The sequence below is a fragment of the Leisingera sp. S232 genome (genome assembly GCF_049800895.1).
In the GTDB taxonomy this organism is placed as follows: Bacteria; Pseudomonadota; Alphaproteobacteria; order Rhodobacterales; family Rhodobacteraceae; genus Leisingera.
The window spans coordinates 210739-230630 of record NZ_JBNAFX010000001.1 but is presented as its reverse complement, the minus strand read 5'-3'; the positions used below and the strand labels follow the sequence as shown (position 1 = coordinate 230630).

15 protein-coding genes are annotated in these 19892 nt (G+C 61.4%); 6 read left to right on the top strand and 9 right to left on the bottom strand.

Translation table 11 applies throughout. The features are described 5' to 3' along the window. Positions 1 to 7: 7 nt before the first annotated feature. Together cobS and ACP151_RS01110 are read right to left on the bottom strand one after the other, a co-directional pair. Entirely contained in the window at positions 8 to 994 is a 987-nt protein-coding gene (cobS, locus tag ACP151_RS01115; protein ID WP_424976981.1) for a cobaltochelatase subunit CobS, read from the bottom strand. Between the two features lie 826 nt (positions 995 to 1820). Then, positions 1821 to 2444 (bottom strand): DnaJ domain-containing protein, encoded by a 624-nt coding sequence (locus ACP151_RS01110; protein WP_424976979.1) that lies wholly within the window; start codon positions 2442 to 2444, stop codon positions 1821 to 1823. A gap of 106 nt (positions 2445 to 2550) precedes the next feature. On the opposite strand from ACP151_RS01110, the gene ACP151_RS01105 reads away from it, so the two are divergent. Then, complete coding sequence (locus ACP151_RS01105) at positions 2551 to 2805, top strand: BolA family protein (protein ID WP_424976978.1); 255 nt, start codon at positions 2551 to 2553, stop codon at positions 2803 to 2805. 16 nt (positions 2806 to 2821) lie between these two features. Here ACP151_RS01105 and ACP151_RS01100 read toward each other — a convergent pair whose 3' ends face one another. After that, the gene (locus ACP151_RS01100; protein WP_424976977.1) at positions 2822 to 3319 is read right to left on the bottom strand and encodes a DUF4177 domain-containing protein; all 498 of its coding nucleotides are present in this window, start codon (positions 3317 to 3319) and stop codon (positions 2822 to 2824) included. Positions 3320 to 3941: 622 nt separating this feature from the next. After that, positions 3942 to 5546, bottom strand: a complete 1605-nt coding sequence (gatB, locus tag ACP151_RS01095; protein ID WP_424976976.1) for an Asp-tRNA(Asn)/Glu-tRNA(Gln) amidotransferase subunit GatB — start codon at positions 5544 to 5546, stop codon at positions 3942 to 3944. Between the two features lie 272 nt (positions 5547 to 5818). On the opposite strand from gatB, the gene ACP151_RS01090 reads away from it, so the two are divergent. After that, positions 5819 to 8185, top strand: a complete 2367-nt coding sequence (locus tag ACP151_RS01090) for a Tex family protein (protein WP_424976975.1) — start codon at positions 5819 to 5821, stop codon at positions 8183 to 8185. A 31-nt stretch (positions 8186 to 8216) separates the two neighbouring features. On the opposite strand, the gene ACP151_RS01085 is transcribed toward ACP151_RS01090, so the two are convergent. The 3 genes from ACP151_RS01085 to pepN all read right to left on the bottom strand — a co-directional run bounded on the left by ACP151_RS01085 (position 8217) and on the right by pepN (position 12664). Then, the gene (locus tag ACP151_RS01085; RefSeq protein WP_424976974.1) at positions 8217 to 9500 is read right to left on the bottom strand and encodes a hypothetical protein; all 1284 of its coding nucleotides are present in this window, start codon (positions 9498 to 9500) and stop codon (positions 8217 to 8219) included. Positions 9501 to 9660: 160 nt separating this feature from the next. Then, positions 9661 to 10119 carry a hypothetical protein gene (locus ACP151_RS01080; RefSeq protein ID WP_424976973.1) on the bottom strand — a complete coding sequence of 153 codons (459 nt, stop codon included), beginning with the start codon at positions 10117 to 10119 and terminating at the stop codon, positions 9661 to 9663. After that, entirely contained in the window at positions 10112 to 12664 is a 2553-nt protein-coding gene (gene pepN / locus ACP151_RS01075; RefSeq protein WP_424976972.1) for an aminopeptidase N, read from the bottom strand. Before pepN ends, ACP151_RS01080 begins: the two co-directional genes overlap by 8 nt. Before the next feature lie 222 nt (positions 12665 to 12886). Between pepN and ACP151_RS01070 the strand changes: the two genes are divergently transcribed. From ACP151_RS01070 to ACP151_RS01060, 3 genes are all read left to right on the top strand, one after another. Beyond that, complete coding sequence (locus ACP151_RS01070) at positions 12887 to 15034, top strand: malate synthase G (protein ID WP_424976971.1); 2148 nt, start codon at positions 12887 to 12889, stop codon at positions 15032 to 15034. 114 nt (positions 15035 to 15148) lie between these two features. Then, positions 15149 to 15577 carry a GlcG/HbpS family heme-binding protein gene (locus ACP151_RS01065; protein ID WP_424976970.1) on the top strand — a complete coding sequence of 143 codons (429 nt, stop codon included), beginning with the start codon at positions 15149 to 15151 and terminating at the stop codon, positions 15575 to 15577. Between the two features lie 102 nt (positions 15578 to 15679). Continuing rightward, on the top strand, positions 15680 to 16459 hold the full coding sequence (locus ACP151_RS01060; protein WP_424976969.1) for a gamma-glutamyl-gamma-aminobutyrate hydrolase family protein: 780 nt from the start codon (positions 15680 to 15682) through the stop codon (positions 16457 to 16459). Between the two features lie 21 nt (positions 16460 to 16480). Here the strand turns inward: ACP151_RS01060 and ACP151_RS01055 are convergent, their stop codons facing one another. Together ACP151_RS01055 and ACP151_RS01050 are read right to left on the bottom strand one after the other, a co-directional pair. After that, on the bottom strand, positions 16481 to 18721 hold the full coding sequence (locus ACP151_RS01055; protein WP_424976967.1) for a molybdopterin cofactor-binding domain-containing protein: 2241 nt from the start codon (positions 18719 to 18721) through the stop codon (positions 16481 to 16483). Between the two features lie 3 nt (positions 18722 to 18724). Continuing rightward, positions 18725 to 19189: a (2Fe-2S)-binding protein gene (locus tag ACP151_RS01050; RefSeq protein WP_424976966.1), complete on the bottom strand. Its 465-nt coding sequence runs from the start codon at positions 19187 to 19189 to the stop codon at positions 18725 to 18727. Positions 19190 to 19281: 92 nt separating this feature from the next. Here ACP151_RS01050 and ACP151_RS01045 point away from each other — a divergent pair, with 92 nt between their 5' ends. Then, on the top strand, positions 19282 to 19863 hold the full coding sequence (locus ACP151_RS01045) for a TetR/AcrR family transcriptional regulator (RefSeq protein WP_424976965.1): 582 nt from the start codon (positions 19282 to 19284) through the stop codon (positions 19861 to 19863). Positions 19864 to 19892: the final 29 nt, after the last annotated feature.

Below are 19892 nucleotides of genomic sequence, written 5' to 3'. Positions count from 1 at the left end.
TCTCAGATTAGCCCAGCGAAACGCTTGCAGCGCTTTCTGGCAGCTCTTCGTCAAAGCAGCGCTGGTAGAACTCGGCCACGGTCTGGCGCTCCAGCTCGTCGCATTTGTTCAGGAACGACAGGCGGAAGGCATAGCCGACGTTGCGGAAGATCTCGGCGTTCTGGGCCCAGTTGATCACGGTCCGCGGCGACATCACGGTCGACAGATCGCCGTTCATAAACGCGGTGCGCGTCAGGTCGGCAACGGTGACCATCTGGCTGATGGTCTTGCGGCCCTCGGCGGTGTTATAATGCGGCGCCTTGGACAGGACAATCGCGGCCTCAGCGTCGTGGCTCAGGTAGTTCAGGGTCGAGACCAGCGACCAGCGGTCCATCTGGGCCTGGTTGATCTGCTGGGTGCCATGATAAAGGCCGGTGGTGTCGCCGAGGCCCACGGTGTTGGCGGTGGCAAACAGGCGGAAGAACGGGTTCGGCGTGATGATCTCATTCTGGTCCAGAAGGGTCAGCTTGCCGTCATGCTCCAGCACCCGCTGGATCACGAACATCACATCGGCGCGGCCCGCGTCGTATTCGTCGAACACAATCGCAACCGGGTTGCGCAGCGCCCAGGGCAGGATGCCTTCGTGGAATTCGGTGACCTGCTTGCCGTCGCGCAGTTTGATCGCGTCTTTGCCAATGAGGTCGATCCGGGAAATGTGGCTGTCGAGGTTCACCCGCACCGAAGGCCAGTTCAGACGCGCCGCGACCTGTTCGATATGGGTCGATTTGCCGGTGCCGTGGTAGCCCTGGATCATCACCCGGCGGTTGTGGCTGAAGCCTGCCAGAATGGCCAGCGTGGTTTCCGGATCGAACTTGTAGGTCGGGTCCGTGGCGGGCACCCGGTCAGAGCTCTCAGCGAAGCCCTTGACCGTCATATCGGTGTCGATCCCGAACACATCGCGCACCGAAATCGTTTCGGTCGGTTTCGCATTCATGTCTACAAAGCCGTCGGTCATCGCAGTCGATCCTTATCCCTCATTCCCTGCTGTCAGGGGTCAATTCGCGGGATTGGTGCCTGATCTGGCGGCCAAGGGCAAGGGAAAGTCGCGCCGGAATCCAGCTGAAGGGGTGAATGATCTGCAACTGGACGGGCGAGAGCCTGCCTGTCGGGCAGTTCAGTGCTGTGGGGAGAATTCAAAGCGCCCCCAGCCGGGCAGCAGGGGGCGCGTTTTGCCGGTGATGTCTAGCTTTTGGGGGGACAGCTGCATCCGGCATGTCTTTGCGTAACCGGTCAGAGCGGCGCCCGTCAAAGAAATAAAAATTCTATCATAAGCATTCGGCAAAAGACCGCTTAGAGAGATTTGATGCCTGACTGGCGCATCCAGAAGCCTGTTCCTGTTTCCCAGATCCTGCCTGATGGGCTTTCAGCCTGTCTTTGCAGGAGATGAGGGCGTTGGGTCATGTATAGATGTCGCGCAGGATTTCAGACAGATGCGGATGCTGAACGAAAGAAGGCAGCAGGCTTGTCTTCAGGAGCCACTTGCGCGGCTGGTGCCTTAGTTATGGTTGTACCGGCTACGTCATGATTTGCCGTCATGCGGTCGGCTGACCCGCAGGTCTGGCCAAAATGACTGTTCCCTGTTGAACCTGGGCCGGTGCCTGTCCATGGGGCTGCAGGCGCATCCTTCGTTGGTCTTCAAGGGCAAAATAGCCGTGCAATCCTGGGGCGATCCTGATGAACAGCAACTTCACAGGTAACAGTCAGGAGCAAGACCGATAGCCGGTGCCGCAAAGAAAAAGGGCGGCCATTGCCGCCCATCCTTCCGAAAATCCGCGCTTGGATCACTTGAAGCTGCGGCTGTCCTTGATCTGATCCCAGGCCCAGCGGACCTCTTGCAGCTGTTCTTCCTGGCTTCGGTCGCCGCCGTTCATGTCCGGGTGCAGCACCTTGATCAGCTTTTTGTAGGACTTGCGGATATCCGCCTTGGACCAATCGTCCTTGGCCTCCAGGATCTCGATGGCGCGGCGTTCGGTGGGCGGCAGGCGGCGGCCTGTCTTGGCAGCACGGCCCGGATTCTGGGTGGCATTGGCGCCCAGAACCTGATGCGGGTCCTCGATGCCCAGCCGGGCCCATGCGCGCGCCTCAGGGTCGCCCATCGGCTTGGTCTCGCGCTCCCACACTTTGTCCTTGGAGCGCTGCGCGTTCAGTTCGGCCTCGGTTGTGCCTTCGAAGAAATTCCACTGGTTGTTGTACTCGCGCACATGCTCCTGGCAGAACCAGTAGAAATCATCCAGCACATCCGGCGCCTTGGGGGCACGGAATTTGCCGGCTTCCTCGCAGCCGTCCTTGTCGCACACGCGTTGGGACGTCTCGGAGGCTCCGCTGGCGGCGCGCCGCCCGCGCGGATTCTTCTTTTTGGCAGAGCGGATAGACATATCGAAGCCAAAGGGATCGGATTTGCTCATGGGGCGCACCTTCTAGACGCATCTGTTCGACTCGGAGGCAGCAGTTTAGTCTAAGGGGCGCCAGATTGAAGGGGGCGCAGATAAAAAATATAGGGATGAGCGGAAAATGAGCGTGAAGCAGGAAATGGAAGCAGCGTTGCAGGCGGCCTTTGCCCCCTCGGCGCTGGAGGTGGTGAACGAAAGCTACAAACACGCAGGCCATGCCGGCGATGACGGCTCGGGAGAGAGCCATTTTGCGGTGATGATCCGTGCAGGCGCCTTTCAGGGCATGAACCGGGTGCAGCAGCACCGTGCCGTTCACAAGGCGCTGGGGGACATCGTGCCGCGAATCCATGCACTGGCGCTGGATATCGGCGCCTGAAATTGATTGGGGAGGCTCAGTCCCCCCCGTCACCTTTTTGCGCAGCCCGCTGTTTCAGTGCAGCCGTAATGCCGGAAACCGGGCTCAGTTCCTCGACCCCGTCATCGGCCTGCATCTTGGCTGCGCCGGGGCCGGGCACCTGCTCCGCTTCCGGCGGCGCTTCCGGATCGCCAGCCGCTGCCGTCAGCCGCGGTGTTTGCTGTTCGCTGTGGCGGAAATCGGGGGACGGCGCGGCAGGCTCTTTGCGGCTGGTTTCGGGTTCCGAGACGGGCTGGTCCTCGGCAAGCAAACGGCGGAACACCATCACGTTGCGCCAGTTGGTGGCAGATCCCATCATGCCAGAGCGTTCCTCGCTCGGCAGCAGCTCAGCGCGCTGAAACTCCCAGCCCTCTGCGGCCATCTCATTGAGCAGGATCTCAATTGAATTGGCAAAGCGCGCTTCGGGCGTCTTCACCCCTTTGGCCTTGGTGCCTTTGGCCGGGGCGGGGACAACTTTGTATTCATAGGCTGGCATGCGGCTCTCCTGTCTCGTTGCGCAGGTTTAGCGGAATAGGGGTGACGGTCAAGGCTGGGGTTCCTGCGAACAGATCCGCGAGTTGCAGGAGATGGGCGGGCGACCGCCTAATGTCCGCAACAAACCAGTCGAGCAGGTCTTGTGCGGGTCATCGCAATCTGACGGTATCTTGTGGCGGGTCCTGGTGTTGGCCTTGCGCAACGTATTGAAATCTATTGCGGGTTGCCCGGCAGGCCATATGCTTTTTGACAAAGTCACATGGCGCTGGCAGCGCAATCACCTGTCTTGTGCCAACAAGAACGCAGACCGCGAGGGGGGGGATTTTGATCCCATGTGTTGGATAGCGTGCAACCACGCCGGTCAGTGCCTACATTGATTTGCAAGACGCCAGAGGCATTCTTGGTCCAAGCTCTTGGCATGTATCGCCAAGCGGCGTCCCGCAGGGGATTTCCATCCCGGCGGTTTCCGTGTGGCCGGAAGATATGGCTAAAGACGCATAGTGAACCAGCAGGCTCAAGGCGGGCAATGCCGGTGCGTGCATCGCCTTCCGAGACTGGTCATGAATAAAGGGCGCCCGGGTTCTTCCCTTGAGGCGCCCTTTCAAATTCCATTTCCAGGCAGATCAGTCGCCCAGTTTCTTGGCGACCAGCTCGTTCACCGCCTTGGGGTTGGCCTTGCCGCCGGTGGCCTTCATCACCTGGCCGACAAACCAGCCTGCCAGCTTCGGGTTCACTTTGGCCTTTTCCACCTGTGCCGGGTTGGCGGCGATGATCTCGTCCAGGGCGATTTCAATCGCGCCGGTATCCGTCACCTGCTTCATGCCGCGCTCTTCGACGATCTGGGCCGGGTCGCCGCCTGTCGTGTAGACGATTTCAAACAGGTCCTTGGCGATCTTGCCGGAAATCGCGTCGGATCTAATTAGCTTAATGATGCCAGCGAGTTGTTTAGGCGTCACTGAGCTGTCGGAAATACCTTTGTCATCTTTCTTGAGACGGCCGAACAGTTCGTTGATGACCCAGTTTGCGGCGGTTTTCCCAACATCTCTGGATTGGACTTTGTCGAACGAACCAACAGGTTTGGATGAGGATGTGGCGTAAACAATAAACTCACCGCTGTCATCAAGCGCGTCAATTGCGTTCATTACGACGGTCTCGAAATAGCTCGCGGCTTCCACTTCAGCGGTAAGCACCGATGCGTCATAGTCGCTGAGACCGAAGTCGCTGATAAAGCGCGCTTTTTTCTGGTCCGGAAGTTCCGGCAGATTGGCGGCGATATCGTCCACCCAGGCCTGCTCGATTTCCAGCGGCAGCAGATCGGGGTCGGGGAAATAGCGGTAGTCATGCGCTTCTTCCTTGGAGCGCATGGAGCGGGTTTCGCCCTTGTCCGGATCATACAGACGGGTTTCCTGATCAATCTTGCCGCCAGCTTCGATGATAGCGATCTGGCGGCGGGCCTCGACCTCGATGGCCTGCTGGATGAAGCGCATGGAGTTCATGTTCTTGATCTCGCAGCGGGTGCCCAAGTGGGAGAAGTCCTGGGTTTCCTGGTATTTCTCATATTGGCCCGGCAGGCAGACCGAGACATTGACGTCGGCGCGCAGGTTGCCGTTTTGCATGTTGCCGTCGCAGGTGCCCAGATACTGCATGATCTGGCGCAGCTTGGCGATATAGGCTGCCGCTTCTTCTGGTCCACGGATATCGGGGCGCGAGACGATCTCCATCAGGCAGACGCCGGTGCGGTTCAGGTCGACAAAAGACATGTTTGGGTCCATGTCGTGGATCGATTTGCCTGCGTCCTGCTCCATGTGGATGCGTTCCACGCGCACGTTGCGCGCAGTGCCGTCGCCCAGCTCCACCAGCACTTCGCCTTCGCCCACGATAGGGTGGTACAGCTGGGAAATCTGGTAACCCTGCGGCAGGTCGGGGTAGAAGTAATTCTTACGGTCAAAGGCAGACCACAGGTTGATATCAGCCTTCAGGCCCAGGCCAGTGCGCACAGCCTGCTCAACGCAGTATTCGTTGATCACCGGCAGCATGCCGGGCATCGCCGCATCGACAAAAGCCACGTTGGAGTTCGGCTCGGCGCCGAAGCGTGTGGAGGCGCCGGAGAACAGCTTGGCATTGGAACTGACCTGGGCATGCACTTCCATGCCGATGACCAGTTCCCAGTCATGCTTGGCGCCCGCGATCACCTTGGGCTTGGGGAGTTCATATGTCAGGTCGAGCATGGTTTTCCGCCGTATCCGAATGTCTGTATCTGGCAAGCGTTCTAGGCCCGTGCGGGCAGAGGGGCAAGGGGGCAATGAGGCTTGCACCCGGTTGCAAAAGGCAATCTGGCACAGGCTGCAGGCCCCGGCTGCGCCCGCGCTTCCCCACAGAAGAGGGCATTCGCTCCATTCCAGGTCCGGGCGCGGTCCGCCGCCGGCAGTGAAACATTTCCTTGGCGGGGTCTTCCGGCAGGGCTAAGAAAGACATCCGAAATCAAGAAGGAGCAGCCGCCTTGGACACATCCGCCCGTATCAGTCAGACTATTGCCGGTGAAATCAGCGCCAGCGCACAACAGGTGGGCGCCGCCGTTGCACTGCTGGATGAAGGCGCCACGGTGCCCTTTGTTGCACGCTACCGGAAGGAAGCGACCGGGGGGCTGGATGACACCCAGTTGCGGACACTGGCGGAGCGGCTGGAATACCTGCGCGAGCTGGAAAAGCGGCGGGCGGCGATCCTGGAATCGGTGAAATCCCAGGACAAGTTGACTGATAAATTGGCCGCGTCAATTGCCAAGGCAGAGACCAAGGCGCAGCTGGAGGATATCTATCTGCCCTATAAGCCCAAGCGGCGCACCAAGGCGATGATTGCGCGTGAGAACGGGCTGGAGCCGCTGGCAGAGGCGATTCTGGGCAACCGCGGTGCCGATCCGGAGAAACTGGCCGAAAGCTATGTCACCGGGGCAGTCGAGACGGCGAAGGATGCGCTGAACGGCGCGCGGGATATTCTGACCGAGCGTTTGACCGAAAATGCTGAGCTGCTTGGTCGGCTGCGGGAGTTTCTGCAGCGCGAGGCGGTGGTCACCGCCAAAGTGATTGAGGGCAAGGAGCAGGAGGGCGCTAAATTTTCGGATTACTTTGCCCATAATGAACGCTGGGCGGACGTGCCTTCGCACCGGGCGCTGGCGATGCTGCGCGGCTCCAACGAAGGCGTTCTGACGCTGGACGTAGGCCCTGAGCCGGAAGAAGGCGCGGCACGGGCTGAGGCGATGGTCGCCGCCGTGCTGGGTGCGGGCGGCAATGGGCCGGGGGATACTTGGCTGCGCAAAGTGGCGGGCTGGGCCTGGCGGGTGAAGCTGAGCCTCTCGATGATGCTGGAGCTGATGGGGGATCTGCGCGGCCGTGCGCAGGAGGATGCCATTCAGGTCTTTGCCCGTAACCTCAAAGACCTGCTCTTTGCTGCGCCAGCCGGTGCGCGGCCGACTCTCGGGCTGGACCCGGGCATCCGCACCGGCGTTAAGGCGGCAGTGGTTGATGCAACCGGGAAACTGGTGGCCACCGAGACCCTGTACCCGTTTCAGCCCAAGAATGATCTGCGCGGCGCGCAGGTGTCGATTGTGAAACTGATCGCCGAACACGGGGTGGAACTGATTGCCATCGGCAACGGCACCGCCAGCCGTGAGACCGAACGGATGGTGGCGGAGGTGTTGAAACATCTGCCGGCCAAGGTGAAGGCGCCGACCAAGGTTGTGGTGAGCGAGGCGGGTGCCTCGGTTTATTCCGCGTCAGAGCTGGCCGCACGGGAGTTTCCGGATCTGGATGTCAGTTTGCGCGGAGCGGTGTCGATTGCCCGGCGCCTGCAGGATCCGCTGGCGGAGCTGGTGAAGATCGAACCCAAGAGCATTGGCGTCGGCCAGTATCAGCATGATGTAGACCAGCACAAACTGTCGAAGTCTCTGGAGGCGGTGATCGAGGATGTGGTGAACGCGGTGGGGGTTGATCTGAATATGGCGTCTGCCCCGCTGCTGAGCCATGTTTCGGGCCTTGGCCCCGGTTTGGCAGAGGCGATTGTGGCGCACCGCGACGTGAATGGTGCGTTCAAGTCGCGCAAGGAGCTGTTGAAAGTGGCGCGGCTGGGGCCGAAAGCCTTTGAGCAATGTGCCGGCTTCCTGCGGATTCGGGATGGCAAAGAGCCGCTGGATGCCTCATCGGTGCATCCCGAGGCCTATGATGTGGCGCGCAGGGTGGTGGCGGCCTGTGGCCGGGATATCCGCCAGATCATGGGGGATGAAAGCGCTTTGAAGCTCCTGCGGGCAGAGGATTTCGTGAGCGACAGTTTCGGCCTGCCCACCGTGCGCGATATCTTTCAGGAACTGGAAAAACCGGGCCGCGACCCGCGCCCGTCATTTGTGACCGCGTCTTTCAAAGACGGGGTGGAGGCGATCACCGACCTGAAACCTGGTATGGTGCTGGAAGGCACGGTGACCAATGTGGCGGCCTTTGGTGCCTTTGTGGACATCGGCGTGCATCAGGACGGGCTGGTGCATGTGAGCCAGCTGGCTGACCGCTTTGTGAAAGACCCGCATGAGGTGGTGAAAACCGGCCAGGTCGTGAAGGTCACCGTCACCGAGGTGGACGTGCCGCGCAAGCGGATTGGCCTGACCATGAAGAAGGACGGTGGCGCCTCGGCCAAGGAAGACCGCAACGCGCGTGGGGCATTAAAGGGCGGGGAGCAGCGTCGCGGCGGCAAGCCCGGCGGGCATCATGGCGGCCAGAAAGGCGGTATGAGCAAGATGTCCGCGGGGCCCAGGGGCGGGCAGGACCGGGATCAGGGAGCTGGCGCGCTGGGCGCTGCCCTGATGGACGCGTTCAAGAAAAAGTAAAGGAGCGGGGCCAACGGCCCCGTTACCGTTTTCAGGCCGGGCTGAACTGCAGACCTTGCTTGGTGAAGGCAATCCGTTGGCCGCTTTGGATTTCATCGCGGAATTGGGCGGCGATGGCTTGCAGCGCCCCTGCGTGACCCCGTGCGGCAAAGCGGCTGACGCAGCGGATGCGGGCACTGTTGTCAAAACCTTCGGCAGCATGCGCCCAGATCAGTGGGTGAAGTTCGCTGAGATGGCTGCGGATCAGCCAGTCAGCGGCGCCGGCGATTTTCAGCCGTGGCACGTCAGCCTGCAGATCCCGACCCAGCCCCTTGGGCAGGGCAATGGTGCAATAGGCGGCCAGCAGATTGATCATCTCCTGCGAGGGATTGGCCTGCACGATGTCGCGGAGCCCGTCCAGGAAGAACCGGGTATCGACACGGGCACAGGCCTGATCATCAATGGTGATGGTATCGAAATAGACCCAGGTGTAGCCGCCAGCACCCCAGGTGGCTTCGGTGCGCGCAGCAGTGCGGCGGGCCTCCAGTTCCAGTGCCTCATAAGAGCCGGAGGCGCGGGGCAGCATCTGGGTCCCAAGCGTGCGCATGTGACGGTGGTTGTCGGGAGCCAGGTCAATCAAAGCGCTGTAAGCGTCTGCAACCTGCATAGTGCCGCCTTTGCGGCCGGCATGGAGAGCGCATTGCGCGGCCAGAAGAAACGCGCTGTGCCGGCTGGCCTCTGCAATCGGGTCCAGCAGGGCTGCGGCGCGGTCGAAATGGGCGGCACAGCGCCGCTGGCTGGACTGCAGGGTTTTCTCGCTGGCGGCACTGCGCCAGGCCCAGCCGATGTCGATATGGGCCAGCGCCACAAGGGCTGTCAGATACGGATCGTGCCGGTTTTCCGCCCGCAGCGCCTCAAAGGCCATCAGGCCGCGGATCAGGGCGCGACTGCGGGCGTTTTGGTCTTCGGAAAGCGCATGCTCGGTTGCGGTAACCACATCGGCACGGGCGCCATAGGCGATGAGATCAGCCAGCGGCAGGCCGCAAGGGGCAGTGGCGCGGGTTTCATCGGCCTCGCGGATTTGCGAGGAGAGGTCGGACCAGAGCTCCTGCCGGGCCAGGAACTGGCCGCAGTCCTGGGCGTCGATGCACTCTGGATCACCCTGCGCGCTGCGTATTGGAATTGACAGGCTGTCTTCCAGGTGTCGGGGTAAGGGCTGGTCGGCAGGCGCCGGAGCCGGGACTGGTTTCCAGAACGCGGCGGGCCTGGGCCAGCTGGTGGCCAGGTCGGAAATCCGGGAGAGAAAATCCCGCGCCTGTCGTGACTGTGTGAGCATTTATGCTTCCTGATACGTGGCAGCTAATCGTTGTTCACAGTCTTGTCAGGCAATGGGGCGCAAAGATGGCGGCACTGAGGAAGTTAACGCACGCTGGCGGGGAATTGCGCATGGCGGCCTAAATCTGAACAGGTTCCGGCGGATGCTTGCCGGAAGGGTGTCAGAAAGCGGTAAAATGGTGGCGATCAGTGCGGATTTTACGGGTTTGAAACGCGGCATTGACCTCTGCGTAAGGTGGAGTGGCCTCCTGCGGTAAGCGGATGCGCTTGCCGCTGTGCAGGATCAGCGTAGTCCGCACAGAAAAGTCCCAGCGGGTGTCGAACCGGACCCGCTCGATTTCGCGCAGTTCTGCGGAAGCCGTCAGGCCGCCGGAAAACCATTCAATTCGATCGCCGGAAATCTTCAGTCCGGAGAAGGGGTTGCGGATCAGGTCAAAAAGCGCAGGAAGGACTGGCAGGGCCAGCAGGACAACAATCCAGAGCACGGCGCCGAGCCCCAGCCACAGCACCAGCAGTCCCGCCAGCCAGCCGCCTGTTGCCAGTATGGTTGCAAGGGAGCGACCCTGGCGGGAGAAGCTGTAGTCCTCCGCCGGAGGTTGAGTTTCAGGCGTTTCAGGCATCGAGAATCCGGGTGACCATTTCGTTGGTGTCGCGGCTGAGACCGTCTGTATCGGCGATCCGCGTCAGCTGTGCGCGGATCAGCGCCTGGCGGTCGTTGTCATAGCGTTTCCAGGTCTGAAAGGCGGCGCACATGCGGGCGGTGGTCTGGGGGTTCAGCTTGTCCAGCGCGATCAGCTTGTCGGCCAGCAGCTGGTAGCCTTCGCCGCTGGCTTGGTGAAAGCCTGCGTGATTGCCCGCCAGCGCACCCATGACGGCGCGGAAACGGTTGGGGTTCTTCATGTCAAACAGCGCATGCCGGGTCAGATCCGCTGCGATGCCCGCGGTTTTGTCCGGTGTGGCGCAGGCGATTTGCAGGGCAAACCATTTGTCCATCACCAGCCGGTCGTCTTTCCACTGATCGAAGAACGCCTGGGATTGGGCCGCACCGTTTTCGGCCTTCAACAGCGCCGCCAGTGCTGCGTATTGCTGGGTCATGTTGTCCGCGGCTTCATACTGGCGCGCGGCCTGTTCGCCGCCGTCCAGCCGGGTCAGCAGCGACAGAATGCGACCGTTGAGGGCGCGTTTGCCGGCACCGTCGGCATCCGGCGAGTAGCGGCCTTCGACCGTGGTGGCCGCATAAAGCCGGGGCAGGCTGGTTTCCAGCTGCTGCGCCAGCGTTTGGGTGAAAGTCTCTGCCGCGTCGTAGATTTTCTGCGGATCAGGTGTGAAACCACGCTCAAACAGGGTTTGGGCAATGTCGGCCTGGCTGGGCGGCGACAGCACCAAGGCACGAAAGGCGGCATCCTGTTCGTCGTCGCGCACCAGTTTCTCCAGCGCGTCCAGATAGGCGGCATCCGGTGCGGCGCCGTCCAGAACCATTGCCACGCGGGTTTCCTTGGCCAATGCGTTGCCGGCCTCCCAGCGGTTGAACGGGTCGGTGTCATGAGCCAGCAAAAAGGCGCGCTCAGCGTTGGTGGTGTCGCGCTCTAGGATCACCGGCGCAGAGAATTCGCGCAGGATCGAAGGCACGGGTTTGGAAGCGAGACCGTCGAAGGTGAAGCTCTGCTTGGCTTCGGTCAGCTCCAGCACCTGCGTGCCACGCAGCTCGCCACCGTTGGGCGATAGCAGGCCGACGGCAATCGGGATCACCCGCGGCGCTTTGTCGGGCTGGCCCGGCGTTGGCGGTGTCGACTGCTCAAATGTCAGAGTATAGGTGCCATCTGCATAGTCTTCGCTGACCTTCACCCGCGGCGTGCCGGCCTGGCTGTACCACAGCTTGAACTGGCTCAGATTGCGGCCGGTGGCGTTCTCGAACACTTTCAACCAGTCCTCGATAGTGCAGGCCTGGCCGTCGTGGCGTTCAAAGTACAGCTTCAGCGCCCTGTAATAATCCTCATCCCCGACCAGCCGTTTCAGCATGCCGATCACCTCGGCGCCTTTTTCATAGACGGTGGCGGTGTAGAAGTTGTTGATCTCCTGGAATTCCTCGGGCCGTGGCGGATGGGCCAGCGGGCCGTTGTCTTCCGGGAACTGGCGGGCGCGCAGAGTGATTACATCGTCGATCCGCTTGACCGATTCCGAGCGCATGTCAGAGGTGAACTGGGCATCCCGGAAGACGGTCAGACCTTCCTTCAGGCACAGCTGAAACCAGTCGCGGCAGGTGATGCGATTCCCGGTCCAGTTGTGGAAGTACTCATGCGCAATAATGGCTTCGATTCGTTCGAAATTTGCATCTGTTGAGGTTTCTGGCGACGCCAAAACGCAAGAAGAGTTGAAAATGTTCAAGCCCTTGTTTTCCATCGCCCCCATGTTGAAGTCATCCACGGCAACGATGTTGAACAGCTCCAGGTCGTATTCGAGACCGTAGACCTCCTCGTCCCATTTCATCGATTTCTTCAGCGCCTCCATGCCGAAGGCGCATTTGTTCTCATCCCCCGGGCGGACCCAAATGTTCAGTTCCACCTCTTTGCCAGAGCGGGTGGTGAAACTGCCCGGATGATTGACCAGATCACCTGCAACCAGCGCAAACAGATAGGCCGGTTTCGGCCAGGGATCATGCCACTCGGCCCAGCCTTCGCCTGCGCCCATCGGGTTGCCGTTGGACAGCATCACCGGTTCGTCGCCTTCGATCCGCACAGTGAAGGTGGACATCACGTCGGGGCGGTCGGGGTAATAGGTGATCTTGCGGAAACCCTCGGCTTCACATTGGGTGCAATACATGCGGTTGGACATGTAGAGCCCCTCCAGCGCGGTATTGCCGGCCGGGTTGATTTCCACTTCGGCCTCCCAGGTGAAAGGGGCGCCGGGCACATCGCATTTGAGACCGCCATCGACCAGCTGGGGTGTGACGGCGGTGCCGTCAATACTGGCCGAGATCAGCCGCAGCTCTTCACCGTGCAGAAAGAACGTCTTATCCACTGCGTCCACCTTGGGCACAAAGCGGATCTTGCTGAGGACCCGGGTTGTTTCCGGCGTCAGGCGGAACGTCAGGTGGACGCTTTCAACGTCGAACCCAAAAGGGGTGTAGTCTTTCAGGTAGAAGGTCTGGGGCGTGTCTTTGGCCATTCTCGTTCTCCTCTGCTCTGCTTCCTTTCAGGTGTAGCGGACAGGCGCGGGACTGCAAGCGGATTGGCAGCAGAATTGCGGGTTCAGAATAATCCGCAGCACTTTCTTGAAAATCAAGAAATTGAGTTCGGTTTCACAAGGCGCCAGTTTTGTTGCCGATCGGAAACCTCTGTCCTACACAGGTGTTAGCATACAGTGGTGTACCGCCAAAAGGAGCAGAACATGAGCCGGATCGGGAAACAAGGAATTCAGGTGGCGCCGGAGCTGGCGGAGTTCATTGAAAAGCAGGCGCTGCCCGGCACCGGGATCGAGGCTGAGACGTTCTGGACGGGTCTGGCGGAGCTGGTGAATACATTTGGGCCGGAAAACCAGGCGTTGCTGGCTAGGCGGGAAGAGATACAGGCCAAGATCGATGCCTGGCATATCGCCAATCGGGACAAGCCACACGACCACGAAGGCTATAAGGCGTTCCTGACGGAGATCGGCTACTTGTTGCCGGAGGGCGGGGATTTTGAGATTGAGACCCAGAACGTCGACCCTGAGATCGCATCGGTTCCCGGGCCGCAGCTGGTGGTGCCGATCACCAATGCCCGCTATGCGCTGAACGCGGCCAACGCGCGCTGGGGCAGCCTGTATGACGGGTTCTATGGCACCGATGCCATGGGAACGGCGGCGCCCCGGGGTGGTTATGACAAAGGCCGCGGCGCGCGGGTTGTGGCGCGGGCGCGGGTGTTTCTGGATGAAGCCTTTCCGATTGTTGGCACCAGCCATGCCGACGTGCGCCGCTATCATGTGCAGGACGGCCAGCTGCTGATCGACGACCTGCCGCTGGCACAGCCGGAGAAATTTGCAGGCTATCGCGGCAACCCCAAGGCACCTGAGGCCGTGCTGCTGCGCAACAACGGCCTGCATGTGGAGCTGGTGTTTAACCGCGCCCACGCGATTGGCGCCCGCGATCAGGCCGGTCTGGCCGACGTGCGGCTGGAAAGCGCGATGTCGGCGATCATGGATTGTGAGGATTCGGTCGCCTGCGTTGATGCCGAGGACAAGGTGCAGGCCTATGCGAACTGGCTGGGCCTGATGCGCGGTGATCTGGAGGCGGTGCTGGACAAGGGCGGTCAGACCATCACCCGCCGTCTGAACCCGGACTTTGGGTTCCTTGCACCGAACGGCTCGGCAATGACCGTCAAGGGCCGCGCGCTATTGTGGGTGCGCAATGTGGGGCATCTGATGACCAATCCGGCGGTGCTGGATCAGGACGGCAACGAAGCCTATGAGGGCCTGCTGGACGCGATGATCACCGTCACCATTGCCATGCATGACCTGAAACGCGACGGCGGCAACTCGGCCCATGGGTCGGTCTATGTGGTGAAGCCTAAGATGCACGGGCCGGAAGAGGTCGCCTTCTCTGACCGGATCTTCGCCAAGGTCGAGGATATCCTGGGTCTGCCACGCCATACGGTGAAAATCGGAATCATGGACGAGGAACGCCGCACCTCGGTGAACCTCAAGGAATGCATCCGGGCGGCCAAGCACCGGGTGGCCTTTATCAACACCGGTTTCCTGGACCGCACCGGCGACGAGATCCACGCTTCGATGGAGGCGGGGCCGTTCAGCCGCAAGGATTTCATCAAGCGCAAGGGCTGGATCGGTGCCTATGAAAACCTGAATGTGGACATTGGCCTGGAATGCGGCCTGTCCGGCAGGGCGCAGATCGGCAAGGGCATGTGGGCGATGCCCGACATGATGGCGGCAATGATTGAACAGAAGATCGAGCATCCGAAATCCGGCGCCAGCTGCGCCTGGGTGCCAAGTCCGACCGCCGCCACCCTGCACGCGCTGCATTATCACAAGGTCGATGTGCTGGCAGTGCAGGAACGGCTCAAGGCGGGCGGCCGCCGCGCCCATGTGGATGGCATTCTGGAAATCCCGCTGGCCACCTACCGCAAATGGACCCCGCGCCAGATCTCCCGCGAGGTGGACAACAACGCCCAGGGCATCCTGGGCTATGTGGTGCGCTGGGTGGATCAGGGCGTCGGCTGTTCCAAGGTGCCGGACATCAACGACGTCGGCCTGATGGAGGACCGCGCCACCTGCCGGATCTCCGCCCAGCATATCGCCAACTGGTTGCACCACGGCGTTGTCAGCGAAGACGAGGTGATGGGCAGCTTGCGCAAGATGGCCAAGGTCGTGGATGAACAAAACCGCGGCGACAACAGCTACCGCGCGATGGCGCCGGGTTATGACACCATCGCCTTTCAGGCCGCCTGCGATCTGGTATTCAAGGGGCGGGTGCAGCCTTCTGGCTATACTGAGCCGGTGCTGCACGCCCGGCGGCTGGAGCTGAAGGCGCAGGAAACCACAGTCTGAGCGCGGCAAACTGACCGGATGAAACAGTTTCCCTGGCAATAGGGGTAGTCAAAGGGGGTCAATTGGCCTCCTTTTCTATCTTGTAATGTCATTCAAACAAAAGGAACCACGCCCATGGCAAGGATTTCACTGGATCAGGCCCGCACGATTATCCGGGTGGCGCTGGAGAAGGGGCGAGAGCTGAACCTGAAGCCGCTGTCCGCAGTGGTGCTTGACGCGGGCGGTCATGTGCAGGCGTTTGAGCGCGAGGACGGTGCCGCGCCGGGCAGGTTCCCGATTGCACATGGCAAGGCCTATGGCTCGGTCATGCTGGGCATGGCGGGATCTGCGCAGATGGCGCGGGCTGAGGCGCAGGGATATTTCATGGCAGCGGTGAACGGCGTTTACGGCGGCCAGGTGGTGCCGGTGCCGGGCGGTGTGCTGGTGCGTGGGGCAGATGGCGCGGTGATCGGAGCGGTAGGCGTCACCGGCGACACCTCTGACAACGATGCGCTCGCCGCCGTGGCAGGGATCGAAGCTGCTGGCCTGCAAGGTGAAATCTGACCCACCCGTGCACCTGTGAACACTGCATTGCGCCGTCACAGCGGTTGAACACGGTCCCTGGCGGGGCTAGGTTTTCTGTCAGGGAACGGAGATAAGCAGAACATGGCGCGTCCAAAGGTTGGCATTATCGGAAACTCATACCTGGTCAATGATCAGTACCCGGTGCATGCAGGCGGCACGATGAATTCTGAAGCAATTGCCGAGGTCGCAGGCTGCATGCCGCTGATGATCCCGTCGGATCCACGGTTTGTGACTGTCGCGGAGTTGCTCGATACGTTTGACGGCTTTTTGCTGACTGGCGGGCGGCCGAATGTGCACCCCAATGAATATGGTGAGGCCGAGACAGAGGCGCATGGCGCCTTTGACCGGGCGCGCGATGCCATCACCTTGCCGCTGGTGCGTGCCTGTGTCGAGCGCGGCCAACCGTTCCTGGGCATCTGTCGCGGCTTTCAGGAGGTGAACGTGGCGATGGGCGGCACTTTGCATCCGGAAATCCGTGACCTGCCGGGCCGTATGAACCACCGGATGCCGCCGGACGGTACGCTGGAGGAGAAGTTCGCCCTGCGCCATATGGTCAGGTTTTGCGAAGGCGGCGTGTTTCATGGGCTGATGGGCGCCAAAGACGTGATGACCAACACGCTGCATGGTCAGGGCATCAAACGTGCAGGCGCGCGGGTGGTGATCGATGGCCATGCGCCGGACGGCACGCCGGAAGCTATCTATATCCAGGATGCGCCGGGGTTCACCTGTTCGGTGCAATGGCATCCGGAATGGGACGCGTCCAGTGATCCGGTGTCGCGGCCACTGTTCCAGGCTTTTGGGGATGCGGTGCGGGCATGGGCGGCAGCCGGGCCTCAGACGGGATTGCAAAAATCCGCCTGAAGCCCGGTGTCCGGGGCCGGGTCAGATCAGCAGATCGAAATCATGCATCAAGGGCAAGCGCCGTGCGCGTTTGCCGGTAAGGTCGAACAACGCGTTTGCGAGTGCAGGTGCTGCGGGTGGTGTGCCCGGCTCGCCCACACCGCCGAGATGCGCCTGGTTTTCCAGTACCTGTACCTGGGTGTTCGGCATCGTGTGCATGCGCATAGCGTCATAATCCGGGAAATTGCCTTGTTCCGCTGCGCCATCAGCAAAGGTGATTTCGCCGAAACAGGCCGCTGACAGTCCGTAAGCCATGCCGCCGAACATCTGCGCCCGGATGATCGACGGGTCAATGGCCTGGCCAACGTCACAGGCAATCCAGGCGTTGGAGATGCGGATGCTGCCATCCTCCTCGGTCACTTCGATGACCTCTGCCACCGGGGTGCCGAAGCTATAGCACATGGCGACACCGCGTCCGATGCCCTCAGCTGTCTTGCCGCTCCAGCCTGACATCTCCTTGACTGCTTCCAGCACGCCTGCCGCAGGCGCCCATTCCCGGCGGGCCATCTCCAGGCGGAACTCCAGCGGATCAGTGCCTGCCGCATGCGCCATCTCATCAATGAAACTTTCGACAAAGAAGGCGTTGAAGCTGTTGCCGACGGAGCGCCAGAAGCCGACGGGTATCTGAATGTCGGACAAATGCCCGGCCATGCGGAAGTTCGGGATCGCATAGGGCGGGTTGAAGAAGCCCTCTACATGCACCTTGTCCGGGCCGGCGGCAGGCAGATCAGCCAGCCGTTTCATCGCTTGCGCCACCGGCGAGGCCGCGGCGACCTTGCCGTCCAGCAGCACGGCCTGGCCGTCCTTCACCGCACCGCGCATCCGCGCCAGCGCGCCGGGGCGGTACATGTCATGGCGCATGTCTTCTTCGCGGCTCCAGGTAAGCTGCACCGGGGTGCCCGGCATCTGTTTGGCCAGACGGGTCGCAAGCACCGCATAGTCGAACTCCACCCGGCGCCCGAAACCGCCGCCGAGATAGGTGGTGCGAATGTCCACCTGATCGCTCTCCAGCCCGGCCTCTTCGGCGCATTTCATCTGGGTATAGGTCGGCATCTGGTTGCCACACCAGACGGTCAGCCTGCCGTCCTGCAATAGCGCAGTGGCGTTCATCGGTTCCATGGTGGCATGGGCCAGATAGGGAACCTGATAGTCCGCGGCCAGTTCCGTTGCACCTTCGGGGAGGGTGTCTGCATCGCCGTCATCGCGCAAGACTGAGTTTGGCCCATTGTCGAACGCCTCGGCGATCTTGGCAAAAACCTGTTCTGTTTCAGGCGGGTAGGGCGCGTCTTCCCAGTCGACCTCAATCGCGTCCAGCGCCTGCATGGCCAGCCAGGTGTTGCGGGCCACCACCGCTACGCCCGCGCCCATGTTCACGACCTGCTCCACCCCGGGCATGGTGTCAGCGGCAGAAGCGTCAAAGCCTTTCATGCCGCCGCCCTGGCGCGGGTTCATCCGGAGCGATGCAAATTTCATCCCCGGCAGCCGTATATCGACGCCGAACTCAGCGGTGCCGCTTGCCTTGGCGGCCATGTCGAGCCGGGGCTGAGATTTGCCGATCAGCCGCCAGTCGCTTTTGGGGCGCAGCTCGGTTTCAATCGGGTCCAGCTTGGCAGCTTCCAGAGCAAGATCCGAATAGGAAAGTTTGGTGCCATCCGGGGCGGTCACAGTCCCGGCTGCGGTTGTCAATTGGCCCCGTTCCACGCCCAGACGGTTCGCGGCTGCCTGTTTCAATGTTTCCCGTGCGGTTGCGCCCGCCAGACGCATCCGCTTGTAGCCGTCCTTCATCGAGGTGGAGCCGCCGGTGCCATGCAGGTTCAGGGTCTTGCCCAGATGGCCAAGCATCTCGCCGATGGCATGTTTGAAATTACCGGAGTCATATCCGCGGCCAGGCAGCCCGTCTGCGATGAAGGCAGAGTTGTAATAGGCGGCGGCCGCTGGCCCGTGCAGAACACGGACCTGATCCAGCTCGACGTCCAGCTCCTCGGCGATCAGCGCAGCCCAGCTGGTTTTCACGCCCTGGCCCATTTCCGCGCGCGGAGCAAACAGTGTGACACCGTTCTGGTCGATCAGCACAAAAGGATTGAGCGCTGCTTCGCCTTCACCCGGTTGCAGCGGGTTTGGGGCGGGACGGCTGACGTAGTAGGCGCCGAAGGCCACGCCGCCCACAATGGCTGCAGAGCCGATCAGAAATGTGCGGCGGGCGATTTTTGCAATACTGGCCATGGGTTACGCCTCCTGCATCTTCTGAGCAGCGGAATGAATTGCCGCACGGATGCGCGGGTAGGTGCCGCAGCGGCAGAGATTGCCCTGCATCGCCTCGTCGATCTCGGCGTCCGAGGGGGCAGGGGTTTCTGCCAAAAGGCTTGCCGCCTGCATGATCTGGCCGGATTGGCAATAACCGCATTGGGCCACCTGATGCTCCACCCAGGCCTGCTGGATCGCCGCCATCGCGTCCGGCGTGCCGAGGCCTTCGATTGTGGTTACCTCGCCCCAGACATCCGACAGCGCCACCTGGCAGGAGCGCACCGCCTCGCCGTCGATATGCACGGTGCAGGCGCCGCAGGCCGCCACGCCACAGCCGAATTTGGTGCCGGTGAGGCCAACCTCATCGCGCAAAACCCAGAGGAGGGGCACATCATCAGGCAGATCCACCTGATGGGTTTTTCCATTGATGCGCAGATCTGTTGACATGGCGGGACTCCCTTGCTGTGTTCTGACAAAAGTAACCAAAAGTGTCATTATGTCAATTGACATTTTTCACAAATTGTGTCAGATGGCAAATCATGAATATGGCAGGCATTGATCCCAAACAGCAGGCAATCCTTGAGTCCGCCTGGACGGCGTTTTCGAGTTATGGCTTCCGCAAGACCTCGATGGACGACATCGCCAAAGGGGCAGGCATGTCGCGGCCTGCGCTTTACCTGCATTTCAAGAACAAGGAAGCGATCTTTAGGGCGCTGGTGATGGCCTATTACGGTAACGCAGCGGCAGGCGTGCAGGCTGCCCTGGATGCCGGCGGCGCGCCGACGGACTGCCTGCAGACGGCCTTTGCCGCGCAGGGCGGCGAGGCGATAGAGCAGATGATGGCATCCGCGCATGGGATGGAGCTGTTTGAAGTCACCAAAAGCGTTGCCGGAGAGCAGATCGCGCAGGGGGAGGCTGCCCTGTGCGCATTATATGCTGCATGGCTGGAACAGCAGGCGGCGGCGGGACTGGCCGTGCTGAACGGCGAGGCAGAGGTGATTGCCCGTACTATCTGCGCCTCATTGAAAGGGATCAAGCAGACGGCTGTGGATTACGCGGCCTATCAGGCCGGGGTGCGCCAGCTGGCTGCCCTGATCGGGGCAGGGCTGGCGCCGAAGTGATGGCAGGGCCGACGGAACCGGCCCGCCTG